The following is a 15,963-nucleotide window of genomic DNA, read 5'->3' on the forward strand; positions in this document are numbered from 1 at the left end:
AACATAACCATAGCAATATAATCATAATAATAAGAAGAAACGGACACTTTACTTTTAAATAAGGAACATCACTATGTTAGCTCTGATTAAAAATAAAATATCTCACCCTCTCAACTTCGCTGTTTTATCTTTTTCGCTACTTGCGATTACCCCATCTACATTTGCAGCAACCACTACAACCGCAGCGCCACAGACTGCAATTTACAGTCAAATGGCCATCCATCATCCTGTATGGGCGAAAAGTGGTATGGTAGCTTCACAAGAAGCGATTGCCACTAATATCGGGTTAGATATTTTAAAGCAAGGTGGTAATGCCATTGATGCAGCAGTGGCTGTGGGATATGCATTAGCAGTTACACTACCAAGAGCAGGTAATCTCGGTGGCGGTGGTTTTATGTTGGTGTACCTAGCTGACAAAGAACAAGTTGTTGCTATCGATTACAGAGAAAAAGCACCTGCTAATGCTTCGCGTGATATGTATCTTGACGAAAATGGTGATGTGATTCCTAATTTATCGACTTTTCATGGTTTAGCTATTGGGACTCCGGGTACCGTAATGGGCCTAGAGCATGCTCGTAAAACATTCGGTACGATGTCTAGAGAGCAGTTGATTGCCCCTTCTATTAAACTCGCGAAAGACGGTATTGTCGTTACCGCTGATTTAGCGACGTCACTTAATGCCTTAAAAGAGCGTTTAAGTAAGTGGCCAAATACACATAAAATATTCTTCAAAAAAGACGGTTCAAACTACCAACCTGGCGATATTCTTAAACAAGAAGACTTGGCTAAAACACTGTCAATCATCAGTAAAGAAGGTGAAAAAGGCTTTTATGAAGGTGATATTGCAAAAGCAATCGCAGGTAGTATTCAAGAAGCCAATGGCGTTGTTACTGAAAAAGACCTCAAAAATTATAACGTAGTCGATCGTGAAGCGATTAAAGGGACTTACCGAGGTTATGAAGTCTTTTCTATGCCACCACCCTCTTCAGGTGGTGTCCATATAGTACAAATATTGAATATGCTTGAAAACTATGACTTAGCTGCTATGGGCCATAACAGTGCACAACATATCCATACCATGGTTGAAAGTATGCGTCGTGCTTATGCAGACCGTAGCTTGCATCTAGGGGATAGTGACTTCGTAAGAGTGCCAGTGAAAACTCTCACCAGTAAAAAATATGCAAAACAGTTAGTCGCCACCATTGACCCAGATAAAGCGACATCAAGTAAAGATATTCAGCCTGATGCTAACTTACCTTATGAAAGTGACCAAACAACACATTTTAGTGTCGTTGATAAATGGGGTAATGCTGCAAGTAATACTTACACACTAAATTACAGTTATGGATCTGGGATTGTTGCAAAAGGCACAGGCGTTCTATTAAATAATGAAATGGATGACTTTTCATCTAAACCTGGTCATGCAAATGGTTATGGATTAATTGGTGGGGAAGCTAACTCTATTGCACCTGGTAAGCGCCCTCTTAGTTCAATGAGCCCTACCGTTATCTTAAAAGATAATGCATTGTTTATGGTAACAGGAACACCTGGTGGATCTCGTATTATCACAACAACATTACAAGTTATTTCTAACGTGATTGATTATGATATGAATATTGCTGAAGCAAGCTCTGCACCACGTATACATCATCAATGGTTGCCTGATTATATTCGTATTGAATCTGGTTTGAGTGCAGATACAATTAAACTATTAGAAGAAAAAGGGCATGAGATAAAAGTACAATCGGCAATGGGTAGCACACAAAGTATCATGAAATCAGAAACAGGTTTATACGGCGCATCAGACCCTCGTAGACCGTCTGCATTAAGTGTGGGTTACTAATCAGTTTATGTAATCGGTATTAAATAAGTAATGAAGATTTACCTGTCGGGTGGACATATTATTATTCGATAGGTAAATCTTATTTTTGTAGATGATGCACTAACAGTTCTTGAATGCTTGCTTTGGCTTCCGTTTCAGGCGTCATAAACACAAGTCCACATTGCACTTCGTCATTAACAGCTAGGTTAGTAATATTTTTTAAAGCAACCGATAGGCATATCTTTTTATTCTCTTCTTCAAGATCAATACATAGCTCGTAAACCGCACCTATGCTTAAACTCTTTTCTTTTTTGCTGACAAAAGCACACCCTTGAATAGATAAATCAATTAGCACACCATGCGTTATAATCGCCTTTGTTGCTGAATCAACCATTGAGGCTTCAACACTCACATCAACTCGTCGATGTTGTCTTAGTGCCGCTGACTCAATCGTTTTTGGGTAATCTAAAACTAACCAACGTCCAGTAATGGTCATTATTTTCTGTATCGAAGATCTAAAAGCAATAACACTTGCTTGTTGTTGGTCATTATTCATGAAACGCACAATCACATCATTAGTTTCTTTAATATGTGGCAATGCTTTGATCCAACTTGCATCATTTCCAAAAGCTAAAATCACAGACATATTTGGGTCAACACCAATTAAACGTGTTTTTAAACGAATTGGTTTAGTGGCTGTAATGATTTGTAAATGTATGATTTCACCGCAATTGACTTGATTTAAACGAGTAAGTTCTCGATTATCTATCTTTGACACTTCCACCTCTCCAACTTCTCTTTATACGCCAGTGATATACGATAACTTATTAATAAAATGATAAGGCTTAAATAAGATAAACTCTAATAATTTAACCGATATAAAATACACATATGTCCTTAAAACTAAATAACCTAGTGAATAGATAAGCAATGACTTGATACAGCGTAACTAAACTATTTAATAAGCTCTTAATATAGTATAAAAAGTGGAGATTGTATTTATGATTATTTCATTATAGGAAGAGGTTATTAAAATTAATGCAGGATAAAATGTCGATACGATACAACTGTTTGCATCATTACTTGATTAAACAATTGAATGACGTTGATCTAATCTCCATTAGAGCGAATACTTTTCAATAACCCCAATATAACGACTCTTTCAAACTAACCATAGCCATTTTATGATTTCAAACAAATAGGCCATTTGATTATCAAAATACAGCTAAAAAATAAGTAACACATAATGGTAGTTTGCTCATAATCGAATTAGTAAGATCTCCGGGTAGTTATAGACAACACGATCAGTTATGATCGCAATTAAAGTAACTAAATGAGAAAAACCATGACTCAACCTATTATCACTAAAAAACAAGTTGTTGATACTCTGACACTTTGGCACCAAAAGAAAATTGATAACGCACAATTACAAGATTGGATGGTGACACACTTTGATCCACCTGAAACATTAATTGGAGAAGATGAAGAAGAGCTCGTCCAAGAAGCAATGCATATTATTATGAATGAGTATGAGTTAGCTAAACTAGATAAGTTTAAAGAAGAAGGTTACGAATTTGCAATGAAGTTTTTGGCCTGCACAGAGGAAGACTTTGTACAATTAAGACATCAATTTATCCACAAAGGTTTTAGTGATTAATCCATATTAAAGTATTGATAATTATCACATAACCATTTATATAATCAGTTGTTATATAGTCAGTTTTTTTATGCTCATTATAGTTATTTAGTTATGTGAATAAGCTACAAGCGTTGAATACAAAGCCATGGAAAGCTTATAAGCTTTTAGACATTCTATAATAGGCAACATCACTTTTATAAAATAACTCTCCCGTTTTATCAAAACCAAAACGTTGATAGAAACCTAAAGCCGATTCTCTTGCATCAAACCATAAGTAGTTAATACCCTGAAGCTTTAAGTTATCAATAAGATAATTAATCATAAAAGTTCCAACGCCTTTACCTTGAAATGCACTAAGAGTCGCAAATTTTCTTAATCTTGCAGTATTATTGTCAAGATAAAGAGAGGCGACACAAACTGTCTGTTGATTACTCATCACAGCAAAATGTAAAGCTTGCTCGTCGCCTTCCACCCGACAGAATTCAGGGGGCTTATCTGGCCATAACACTTGGTGACGAACCAAAATGGTATCTTGCCATTTAATTGATACTACTTTCAAAGTAAACCTATTCAGCTATTTTAGTATAATATTTCTGGTTATCAGGTTATTTAGCATTCATTACAATGACTATATTAAGATATTACGGAGCTTCATTATTACAATTCCAGCAGACTTCAAAAGCAGGATCATTTTTCTCATTGCAATTAGCACAAACCCAATCAGCTATATTTTTTGATTGTTGAGATTGTTTTAAAATGGCAGTAGCCGCTTCTAAATCATTATCATCAAAAACCCAAACTTCAGGCCAACAATCAAAAGCAGACACTTCACCCATCGCACCTTGAGAAAACTCATTTTTAATAAACACTTTGATGTTTTGTGCTTCAATTAGATTTTTTATGTTCCCGACAATAAAATGATTTTCATGTGTATAAACTAGTTTCATCATGACCTTCCGATTATTTATTGATTAATACCAATCACAATAAGTAGCTTATCTATTTTACTTGTTAAAACAGTCCACTTCTTCGTTGTAAATGTCGTAAAGAGAACAGCCATTAAAGAATTAGCCTCTTTTGGTTAATTCTCCGATAGACGATTAATAAAGTTAATCTTCGAAAGGCTCAATTTACGCCTTGAATTGAACTGTTTTTCCAGCGCAAAATTTAGATAACATATTTAATGTAATCGGTATAACAGTCCAACACTTTATATCTGAACATATTATTTAAGCGATACTCTGAACTATGTCCTAACTATTTTTTTAATTTCGGTTTTTGGCTTCGATTCAGATAATAAGGCGACATTAATAAAGATGATATTTAAAAAAATAAAAATTAATGTCTCAGAGTTAACTTTTAACGATAAAGAAATACTTAACTTGATGATGTATAAACCATCAAGTTATTAATCGCTCTTAATCTGAAAAAAAAATGGTAAAAAAGTAAGTTTATGAAAAAATTAATCTACAAAAATTTCCATTTCTTCACCAATTTTCTTACGCATCTCCATTAGCTTCATTGCTGTATCATGTTGTTTAATATCAGCTTCTGATTCAGGAATCCATTGCGGCACTAACTCTGATTGACCATTTTGATCTACTGCAACCATGATAACGATACAATGTGTTGTAGTGCGTTTGTTAAGCGACTTAGGGTCACAAGCATTTACTTCTAAAGCAATATGCATTGATGATTTTCCGGTATAAATAACTTTTGCAAGTACTTCTACCAAACTGCCCACATGAATAGGCGCAACAAAACGTATACCACCAGCATAAGCGGTTACACAATAACGACCACTCCAACCAGCTGCACAAGCATAGGCTGCAAGATCTATCCATTTCATCACAGCGCCGCCGTGAACTTTCCCGCCAAAATTTACATCTTGAGTTTCAGCTAAAAATCTCAGGGTTATATCACGTTGCGGTTTTTTCATATTAGTTCTCTAAATTCAGTATGGTTAGTAAATTTATCTGCTTAACAGTGAGTTAGCAAATAATTATTTATTTCGTTAAAAGGGAATTAGTAATATATGACAACATATAATGTCGAATTATAAGCTCAAATTAATAGAGTCAAAAGCAACCACTAAGCGCATAGGTAGAGTAATCTAAAAAATTTAACAGTTAATAATAGTGATTAACGCATATAGAAAATAAACAATAATAAAATAATTTACGATTAGACTTGTTTAAAAATTCGATATTAATCAATGGGTTTATCTTATAGGCATTCAATAAAAATGTATCTACAACCGTCTATTTCCGCTTCAACTACCACTTTTTATTTTCTATTAAATGTTGTATTTCAGTATATGTCACTGGTTTAGAATAATAATACCCTTGTATAATTTCACAATCATTATCACGCAAATAAATCAGCTGCTCAATGGTTTCAACCCCTTCAGCAACCACTTGTAATTCAAGGTTTTTAGCTAAACTAATAATGGATTTAATCATCGCGGTATCTTGTTTATTATTTGGGATATGATCAATGAAAGATTTATCAATCTTTAATATTGATATTGGCATGCTTTTTAATTGTGATAATGAAGAATAACCAGTACCAAAATCATCAATCGATAATCTGATGCCGATATCTGTTAAATCTGTAAGGGTTTCTTTAATTGTATTTTCTTGGTTTGTAGGTATTAAATGTTCTTCAGTAATTTCCATTTCTAATTGACTAGCATCCACACCAGCATTTTGTAAAGCTTCAACGACGAACTTGGTAAAACCTTTGCTGTATAACTGTCGGCTAGAAACATTAACCGCAATAGATAAATGCCCACAAGCCGTATTCTGCCATGCTTTTAATTGACGAATGGCTTCTTCTATCACCCATTTTCCTAGCGCAATAATAAGGCCAGTTTCTTCTGCAATAGGTATAAATTCAGAAGGGTAAACTGGCACATCGTTTTTTATTGGTAAACGAATAAGGGCTTCTACACCTGATATTAACTCAGTATTACTGCAAACCTTAGGCTGATATAAAAGAATAAAATCATCTTTTTCAATGGCTTCTCGCAATTGATTTTCTATGGACCAACGTTTAGCAGTGCTTTCTGTTAAATCATTAGAGTAAAAATAGACATTATCTTGTTCTAGTTTTTTAGCCTGGTACATTGCTGCATCTGCATTCCTTAATAACTCACTTATTTCTCTGCCATTATCAGGATAAATACTGATCCCAACACTCGAACCAATATGAAGATATTCATCATTAATAAAAAATGGGTCTTCAAAGAGTTTTTGAAAACGTTTAATAAATGACGGTATTTGTTCTAAATCATCGATTGAGTCGAGTAGTATCGCAAACTCATCTCCACCAAAACGAGCCACGATATCGAATTTACGTATAACGGTACTAAAACGTAATGCCACTTCTTGTAATAATAAGTCGCCAACTTCATGGCCAAGTGAGTCATTCACCTGCTTAAAACGGTTTAAATCAATAAATAATAGTGCGACTTTACGGTTGAGTCGATCAGCTCTTTGTATTGCTCCTTCTAATCTTTTATTAAATAACACCCTATTAGGGAGGTTAGTTAACGCATCGTGATGAGCAATATGCACCAACTTTTTCTGTGACTCTTTAAGCTCACTAATATCTTGCATGATGCCTGAAATAATCGGCGTTGCATTTTTATTATCTTCTAACAACTTACCTTGTAGTTTTAAATGTAAATACTCATCCGTCGGCAATTTAATTCTTATATCCAAATTAAACGCTAAACCATCATTAAAGGCCTGTAATAAGACATTTTTGATATGAAACTTTTCAGAAGGATGAATCAAATCAAGTAAAAATTCTTTGCCGCTCTCAAACTTATAAGATGACAAAGAAAGCATTTTAGAAAGCTGTTTAGACAACAATAAATGCCCTTTATTACCTTCTAATTCCCAGTAGCCTAATCGTGCAATCTTTTGAGCATGCTCAAGTCGAGATTCACTTTTCTTTAATGATTTAAAATAATGACTATTACGTAAAATATAACGCAAGTGGTGCCCAAACAAAGACCAATTAATAGGTTTAATAATGAAGTCAGTCGCTCCTAAACGATAAGCATATTCGATGGATTTTGTATCATCCATACCAGTAATCATGATGATTGGCACTCTCTGCCCCTCTTCTGATTCACGAATTAACTGGCACACTTCAAAGCCATTTAATTTAGGTAGATCAACATCTAATAAAACCAAGTCTGGCGTATGTTGATTAAATAAAATAATACCTTCAGCCCCATCTTTAGCCTCAACCACATCATACAGGTCCGGTGATAGGACTTGATTAATTAATAATCGAGTCATTTCATCATCATCTATCACTAATATTAATTTCTTATTCATAAAGACCTCAATATCGAGAATAATATACCGCTATTAATCATTAAATTATGACTCATTATTTTTTTCGTTAAAATATGAAATGACACGTTGAGATTCAATTTCAATCTCATCAATCAGCGTAGCTATTGATGAATCGGTTTTAGCAGTAATCGCTTGCTCTAAATTATTTGATAATTTAGCTAATTGAAAAGCCCCGACATTTGCACTGCTAGACTTTAAAGTATGTGCTGCTTTTCTAATACTTTCATGGTTTGACGTTACCTCTTTAAAAGTAGATAAACTTTCGGTTAATGTATTGATATAAAGCGAGACGACTTTATTAACTAGCGCATCAGAATGACCAGGTTGTAATGAGGCAATTTTATTTAATGCATCAGGGTCAACGGAAGCTAGTTTTTCATTCGTCTGAGCTGTCATCGTATTAATAACGTCATTTTTACTGCTGGCCTCATTTTGACGAGGAATACTCAACCATGGGGATAATTGGTCATAAAGTTGAGCCACTGAGAAAGGTTTGCTTAAATAGCCATCCATGCCTGATTGCAAACAACGTTGCATATCACCATCGATGGCATTAGCTGTTAAAGCAATAATAGTATTGCCTTTAGGAATAATATTTTTCAATTCCAAACTACGAATAGTCCGTGTTGCTTCTAGACCATCCATTTCTGGCATTTGCATATCCATTAGCACTACATCATAATTATTTTTCTTGAGAGCTTCGACCGCGATTAAACCGTTATCAGCAAGATCAACATGTAAACCAAATGACTCAAGAATAATAACAGCCACCTCTTGATTCACAGGATTATCTTCCGCAACAAGAATGCGATATGGATAATTAAACTGGTAATTTTGTGTATTATTTTGTGCATTATTCTCTGAACGTTGTGCATTGACCGTTGAACCGGTTATCGCTTTTGTCAGTGATAGATAAAGTTCTTTTTGTAAAACAGGCTTGTTAAGGAAACAAGTAATTTGGTTTTCTTTTAATAATTCACTATCTGCAGTCACTGAACTAAGCATAATAATAACGGGTTGTTGCCAATGTGTGTTTTGACGGATTTGTTTTGCCAATTCAATCCCATCCATTTCAGGCATATGCATATCTAAAATTAATAAATCATAAGGATGATTATTCTCGTGAGCGGTCTGCAACAAATGGAGTGCAATATACCCACCATCAGCTAAATCACAGTCTGCATTAATTTCATTTAATTGTTCTTTAATAATGTCTCTATTAGTCGGGTTATCATCAACAACCATTAGACGTTTATTTTGTAAAACTGAAAATTCTGGATGTGTTGTTACGGACATGGTGTTTAATCCGATAGCATTATTGATCACAGGCTTCAATGTAATATCAAAAGAAAAAATACTACCTCGTGATTTTTCAGATTGAACCGATAACTTACCGCCCATTAAGTTAACTAACTGTTTGGCAATGGGTAAACCTAAACCTGAACCACCATATTTTCTTGTTGTTGAACTATCTTCCTGTGAAAATGATTCAAAAATATAGTCCATTTTATTGTGTTCAATACCAATACCCGTATCTGTCACAGTAAAGTTTAATTCACCATTACCTTTTTCAATAACACGTAAGATAACTTGTCCATGCTCAGTAAACTTTAAAGCATTACTTAATAAATTAGCTAATATTTGTCGAATTTTAAGCGGGTCGCCAATATAAAAATTATTAAAATTTGCAGGGATAGAAAGTATTAATTCAATATTTTTTTTGTATGCCGTTTCTCCATACAAAGTGCCAAACTCTTCAATGAGAGAACGTAAATTAAACTCTATAAGTTCAAGCTGCATTTTCCCTGATTCAATTTTAGAAAAATCTAAAATATCATTAATAATGGCAAGCAAATTAATACCAGATTGATGAGCAGTTTCCGTGAAACGTTTCTGTCGATCATCAAGGTTCGTCGTCTGCAATAATTCAGTCATGCCCAATATACCATTCATCGGCGTTCGAATTTCATGGCTCATTGTCGCTAAAAACTCACTTTTAGCTTTACTCGCCGCTTCTGCATTTTCCTTAGCAGTAACAAGCTCAATGGTCCGTGACGTAATTTTTTCTTCTAATGTATCTTGATGCTCTTGAAGTGATTTATCTCTTTTTTCAACTTGCTCAAGCATTAAGTTAAAACCATTCATCAAGGCACCAATTTCATCATTACGTTTACCAAGTATGCGTAATTGGTAATTTTTATGTTCAGAAACCGCATCAACCACTTTTGTTATTTCTAATAGCGGACGAGAAATAATTCTTTGCATACGAATTGCGATGATTAAAGCTAAAAAAGTCCCTAAAGCAAAAATGAAAGGAGCAATAGCCAATGTATGCAATAAACGTTGGTTTAGTAAGCTACTATCATCAACCAAAAGTACATAACCTAATGTTTTACCCTCATAATTTATAGGTTCAAGTTGAAGGTGTAGACCATTCATGCCCTCTTTTTGTAACTCCGTTAAGCTCATTTGCAAAGAGGACGTTGATGTCGATTGTTGAAAAGAACGTTGAATATATTCCGCCAAAATTTGTTTGTCTTGATCATAAATTCTCGCCAATACAATTTGTTTTTTTGCATTAAGGCTATCTAGACTCTCTTTAGCAGCTTCTTGGTCTTTGAATAAGGCAGTTGCTGTATTCAAGGATGCCATTAATACAGCTAAGGTTTTAAGTTCATTTTCAGAATCAATATGACTATAGTGATGTTGTGCAAAGCTCATAAAAACAATAATAACAATAGAGGCCAATACACCAGGTAAAAAGCCAATTGCAATTAATTGAGTCCGTAAAGAAAAATGTTTAATTTTATTCACAAATTTACCTTAAGTTAGTCTACTAATATTGAAAGTTTGAGTAACTTTGAACTTAGTATTAATTTAGTTTCAGAAAGTTGTTGATTAGATATTTGGAAGCGTAAACGTTTATTTTCTCGTACTAAGTTAACAAATCCGCCTGAATCAAAAAATGAACTTTCATCTGTAATAGTGAGTACTTTTTGTTGGTCTACTTGAGAGAGCAAATAACGATACAGTCGACTATCATCGGTACTAATGTAAAGAGCATGGCAGTATTGAAAATCTTGATCTTTTTCGACGTTAACAACCGTAATTGGATGCTTATCTATCTTTTTATTTTCTAATATTATTAACGCTTTACTAACGCTGTCTTCACCATAAGAACATAAAACAAATGGGGCGTTGGCATCTTTCCAAGTTGATTCAGGCCAACGTGTAAATTTAGCTATATTGTAAATATAAGCCACCTTTACTGCACTAGGACTATTATCTTCAGAAAACACCGGCCTGATGATATTCATCATAAGAAGAACAAAGGTTAAGTAATATTTAATAGACAAGTTATTCATCATATTCAAATACTTCTAATGGCGATTACCAGTGATAAAGAGCATTAATCGCAATACTGCGTTCAATAAGAGAATCAGTACTTGATGATTCCGTAATAAACTGCTGTTTTTCTGCATGTAATAGATTACGACCAATAATAGAGAAACTTAATGCTTTAGTTGCCTGCCACCCAATACGCAAATCACTGTCAAAGCCATCAGAAATTGAGTAATCTCCACCAGAACTATCCCATTTACGCTCAGAGGCATAATAAAGACGTAAATCTAACTCTACTGAATCACTTAAATCAAAACTTCCCCAAAGAGAAGCCTGGTGTTCAAGGGAGCGATCTGCGACCAAAGAGATAACCTCACTACTAAATGAATTTTCAGCTTTATCTTTTAATTTAATGTCTATAAAACTATATGAAAAACGTAAACGAGATTGACGAGTTACTTGCCAAGTGACTAGCCATTCAGTGCCGTAACTATAGCCTTCTAAATTATTATCAAGATTAATTGGAATCACATAGAAGGTACTACCATTAACATTTTTTATTTCTGCATCGCCAATATCATAACTTAGCAAGTCATCATAAACGTTGTAAAAAGTAGCTACATCAAAGGATAAAGTAGAGGTAGGAAGCCAACGAAACCCAAGTTCATAGGCATTTAATTCTTCTGATTGGAAACCATTGTTACCAACAATCTGTAGTAAACCAGGTGTTGCAGTGGGATCAAATTCACTAGGTTGAATAACTTGTATATTAATTGTTGAACCACTTTCTACTTGAGAAGGTACTCTAACTGCGCGTGAAATAGCGCCCCACAAGGTGACTTTATTTGATGGTAGCCAGCTTAGTCTAATATTAGGTTGAATTTCTGTACTGCTATTTGTATTACCTTCAATTTTAGTACCAAATGTTAATGATAGGTTTTGCTCAGGTAGCGCCATAGTATCCTGAATAAATAGATTCCATATATCAAGATTCTGTATAGAAGATGAAGTAGAAAAAGAAGCAGACCCTTCTATATCACTTTGACTCCAACGATACCCTCCCCCCCAAATTAATTGATGGTTTTTAAAGGGAGTAAATTGATGTTCAATTTCTATATTCAACGTATTGCGTGTTTCTTTAAACTGAAGATCATTGTGTTCATAGAAGTCATAATTTGTACGAATATTTAATTCTGAATCAATGCTAGTTTTCATTCCCCAACGAGCGCCAATATTACCGCCAATTAAATCTACATCACCACTTTGAATATTAGCTAGATATGGGTCTTCAAAATTCGAGACAGAGAATTGTTGGCGCTGATCGTGTTGATAGATATCACCTTGTAATGTTAGCCATTGATCATCATCTAACGCTAAATCAAATCGTAATCCGGCCTGTACATACTTTCCTTCATTATCTTGATCATGCCCTGAAAGGTCTTTTGATTCTGCTAATTTCCTGCCGTTTGCATAAGCTCGAAACTTAGTCTTGTCACTAATATCATTTTCAACACTAGCACCAATCCCCTGAGATTCGGTGCCCATAGTAAGAGAAAGCGTTCCTGCTTCTTTTCCAGTAGCTTCTTTAGTAATGATATTAATGACACCATTAACGGCATTAGCTCCCCATAAAGTTGCACCAGGCCCACGAATGACTTCGATACGTTTAATCTCAGACATTAAATAATTCAAACTCTCCCAATAGACACCAGAAGAGGTAGGAGTGTAAATACTACGGCCATCAATCATCACTAAAAGTTTATTGGCAAATCGACCATTAAACCCTCTAATACTGACCGCCCATTTATTCGAATCGATTTTTGCAACATCAACACCAGGTACTAAAAATAATGCCTCTGGAATACTAGTCGCACCGGTTCGGCGAATTTCTTCTTCTGTGACAACATAAATTGCAGCTGCCGCTTCTGACAATTTTTCATTTTTCTTACTAACAGAAGTAACTTCTATTTTCATTAGCTCTTCAAAGTCAATTTCCGTGAAATCTTGTTCGCTATTGTCAGCATAGCTATAAAATGGAATCAAAGTTAACGAAATAGCTAACCACTTGATATAATTCATACACTTCCTTTTGATGAATATTTCAATATAAGATCTTAAATATAGAACGGTATATAAATAAGTAAAATCGATAGTGTGAGCATGATTATAAACTCATTAAATGTTTGTTTAATGAGTACAGTTTAAAAGAAGGACTTTTAAGGCAACCTCAAAAAAACAACCATAAAGTAGTATTTTACAGTTTAATATTTGACCTGGCAAACATATACGCTATTTAATGAGAGCTGTATTCGTTATAGGCGGTATGGAGGGTTTTAAGCTCAATTGAATGAGCTAAATTTTTCAAAAAATAAATATCTTAAAAAGACTAAAAATAGTCAACAACTCAAAATTAGTTAACCTCAATTCTAGTTAATGAAAGCGGAGTTATATTTAAAATCATAAGGTACTATTTTTTACTAGTCAGTGCCGTTAGTTTTGCGTAGTTCAAGGCGAATTATTGAAGCAATAACGGGTTATTGAGAGATAATTTAACGCAGAAATAGCGGTGTTGTATCGCTTTTCTAATCCAGAACTGAGGTTAGTTAACTCACTTCGTTCAAGCTTTTTAATACCAAGCAATCATCAGATCCATCAACATCACAATTATCTATCATCGTTAATAATTGTTGTTCTAATTGTTTTAACTGTTCTATTTTATTACGAACTTCAACTAAATGATGTTGTGCAACATCGTGCGCTTGGTGTGCATCATGATGTTTGCAGTCTTGTAAATGAATTAACTGTTTAATTTCATCAAGGCTAAAGCCTAATGCTCGACTATGTCGAATGAAGTGTAAACGTTGACATTGTTGACTGGTATAACGACGCTGATTACCTGCACTGCGCTGGGCTTTTTCCAATAAACCAATGTCTTCATAGTAACGAATAGTAGGCACTTTACAGTGTGTTTCTTTGCTGAGTTGACCAATTGAATAAACCATTTCTTATTTATCCTCAATTATTTTCAAAAAAAGACTTGAACCTCTAGTTACTAGAGCTTGTATAGTTTCATTATAAAGCAATCCAACAACACAAAAAGAGGTATTTTATGGCTGGATGTTGTAACCACCAAGCAGATTTCACCGGCATTGATCCTGTTTATAAACGTATATTAATCGCCATCATTTTAATTAATGGCATTATGTTTTTTGTTGAAATGTTCGCCGGCGTACAATCAAACTCACAATCGCTACAAGCCGATGCTTTAGACTTTTTAGGCGATACGCTCACTTACGGTATCAGCTTATGGGTTATCGGAAAATCCTTGTCATTGCGTAGCAATATCGCACTATTAAAGGGTGCTAGCTTATTGTTAATGGCCATTTATGTATTGTCTTCAACCTTATACAAATTTTGGTTTATACAAACACCTGATGCTGGGATTATGGGAAGCATTGCCATACTTGCTTTTGTTGCTAATGTAGTCAGTGTATTATTACTAATGAAATATAAAGATGGGGATGCCAATGTGCGCTCTGTTTGGCTATGTAGTCGTAATGATGCAATCGGAAACTTAGTCGTATTGATAGCGGCTTCAGGTGTATGGGTTACCAACAGTGCTTTACCTGATTTAATTGTAGCGGCATTTTTAGCAACTCTTTTCTTAAGCTCTGCAAAACAAATCATTCAGCAAGCAAACCAAGAAAAAAGATTACAGCGATCAAATACAAGCGAGCATGAACAGAAGCAAACTAATGACCATTGTAGTCTAAAGACTCAAGACCAGGCACATAACCATCAAAATGAACATAAACACTAGTTTAATTCTAGTTAAGCTTATTAACTCTAAGTATATTTTTTACTAAGCTATTAAGCTTTCTTTCATCAACAAACACCTTAGTTCAACGCTTTATTCAACTACTGTCTTTTGAATAAAGCGCCCTCTTCATATATGAACTTATGCCTAGATCACTTAATTGAAACAGGTAATTAAAACATAAGTTTACAAAAAATTAACATGCACTTATTATCTTAATTTGCCACAATCAATTATCTTCTTTTGAAAGGCTTATGTATGTCACCTATTTTATATTCATTTCGACGTTGTCCTTATGCAATGCGAGCACGGCTAGCCATTGCGATTAGCGAACAAGAGATACGATTAAGAGAAATAGTATTAAAACACAAGCCAACAGAGTTATTGGTTATATCGCCAAATAAAACTATCCCTGTACTACAGATAAATGAACAAGAAGTATTAGACGAAAGTTTAGAAATAATGGTGTGGGCCTTAAGCAAAAACGATCCGCAACAATGGATAAATGATTCGTTACAAGAGATGTTGTCACTGATCGACAATAACGATTATGAATTTAAATATTGGTTAGATAAATACAAGTATGCAGATCGCTTTCCTGAATATGAGCAAGCATATTATCGAGACCAAGCAGAAGATTTTTTAATGGTATTAGAGTCTCGTTTACATCAAAAAACCTATTTATTTGCCGACCATATTACCTTAGCGGATATGGCGATTTTCCCTTTTATTCGACAATTTGCTAATGTAGATAAAAACTGGTTTGAACAAAGTCCCTATTTATTAGTTCAACAATGGTTAATTAAATTAATTAACAGTGACTTATTTATATCTTGTATGAAAAAGTATCCTACTTGGTTAGAATCAGGTGAAGAGATTTCATTTCCTTAATCTTTAAATGACTATAATTTTTTTATAGTCATTTAATTATAGTAAAAAATAATTATTCTTATTAAGATTTGAAACATGG

General features: G+C 34.2%; 13 protein-coding genes. 4 read left to right on the plus strand and 9 right to left on the minus strand.

The features are described 5' to 3' along the window. Positions 1–73: 73 nt before the first annotated feature. Entirely contained in the window at positions 74–1,843 is a 1,770-nt protein-coding gene (gene ggt, locus V6255_RS09965; RefSeq protein WP_341628013.1) for a gamma-glutamyltransferase, read from the plus strand. Between the two features lie 79 nt (positions 1,844–1,922). Here ggt and V6255_RS09970 read toward each other — a convergent pair whose 3' ends face one another. Further along, entirely contained in the window at positions 1,923–2,600 is a 678-nt protein-coding gene (locus V6255_RS09970) for a PilZ domain-containing protein (protein ID WP_341628014.1), read from the minus strand. 567 nt (positions 2,601–3,167) lie between these two features. Between V6255_RS09970 and V6255_RS09975 the strand changes: the two genes are divergently transcribed. Beyond that, the gene (locus tag V6255_RS09975) at positions 3,168–3,479 is read left to right on the plus strand and encodes a hypothetical protein (RefSeq protein WP_341628015.1); all 312 of its coding nucleotides are present in this window, start codon (positions 3,168–3,170) and stop codon (positions 3,477–3,479) included. A gap of 136 nt (positions 3,480–3,615) precedes the next feature. Here V6255_RS09975 and V6255_RS09980 read toward each other — a convergent pair whose 3' ends face one another. From V6255_RS09980 to V6255_RS10015, 8 genes are all read right to left on the minus strand, one after another. Continuing rightward, positions 3,616–4,020 (minus strand): GNAT family N-acetyltransferase, encoded by a 405-nt coding sequence (locus V6255_RS09980; protein WP_341628016.1) that lies wholly within the window; start codon positions 4,018–4,020, stop codon positions 3,616–3,618. An 82-nt stretch (positions 4,021–4,102) separates the two neighbouring features. After that, positions 4,103–4,411, minus strand: a complete 309-nt coding sequence (locus V6255_RS09985) for a DUF2007 domain-containing protein (protein WP_341628017.1) — start codon at positions 4,409–4,411, stop codon at positions 4,103–4,105. Between the two features lie 512 nt (positions 4,412–4,923). Next, positions 4,924–5,400: an acyl-CoA thioesterase gene (locus tag V6255_RS09990; RefSeq protein ID WP_160062687.1), complete on the minus strand. Its 477-nt coding sequence runs from the start codon at positions 5,398–5,400 to the stop codon at positions 4,924–4,926. A gap of 337 nt (positions 5,401–5,737) precedes the next feature. Further along, a complete protein-coding gene (locus V6255_RS09995; protein ID WP_341628018.1) occupies positions 5,738–7,813 on the minus strand; it encodes an EAL domain-containing protein in 2,076 nt (691 codons plus the stop codon). Positions 7,814–7,858: 45 nt separating this feature from the next. Beyond that, on the minus strand, positions 7,859–10,648 hold the full coding sequence (locus V6255_RS10000) for a response regulator (protein ID WP_341628019.1): 2,790 nt from the start codon (positions 10,646–10,648) through the stop codon (positions 7,859–7,861). Positions 10,649–10,662: 14 nt separating this feature from the next. After that, positions 10,663–11,154, minus strand: a complete 492-nt coding sequence (locus V6255_RS10005; RefSeq protein ID WP_341628020.1) for a YfiR family protein — start codon at positions 11,152–11,154, stop codon at positions 10,663–10,665. Positions 11,155–11,224: 70 nt separating this feature from the next. Continuing rightward, positions 11,225–13,255 carry a TonB-dependent receptor plug domain-containing protein gene (locus tag V6255_RS10010; protein WP_341628021.1) on the minus strand — a complete coding sequence of 677 codons (2,031 nt, stop codon included), beginning with the start codon at positions 13,253–13,255 and terminating at the stop codon, positions 11,225–11,227. Positions 13,256–13,779: 524 nt separating this feature from the next. Then, a complete protein-coding gene (locus V6255_RS10015; protein ID WP_341628022.1) occupies positions 13,780–14,178 on the minus strand; it encodes a MerR family transcriptional regulator in 399 nt (132 codons plus the stop codon). 107 nt (positions 14,179–14,285) lie between these two features. On the opposite strand from V6255_RS10015, the gene V6255_RS10020 reads away from it, so the two are divergent. Further along, positions 14,286–14,996 (plus strand): cation transporter, encoded by a 711-nt coding sequence (locus V6255_RS10020; protein ID WP_341628023.1) that lies wholly within the window; start codon positions 14,286–14,288, stop codon positions 14,994–14,996. A 255-nt stretch (positions 14,997–15,251) separates the two neighbouring features. After that, positions 15,252–15,884: a glutathione S-transferase gene (locus V6255_RS10025; protein WP_341628024.1), complete on the plus strand. Its 633-nt coding sequence runs from the start codon at positions 15,252–15,254 to the stop codon at positions 15,882–15,884. Positions 15,885–15,963 lie beyond the last annotated feature (79 nt).

This window comes from Psychromonas arctica, assembly GCF_038155225.1.
GTDB lineage: Bacteria > Pseudomonadota > Gammaproteobacteria > Enterobacterales > Psychromonadaceae > Psychromonas > Psychromonas arctica_B.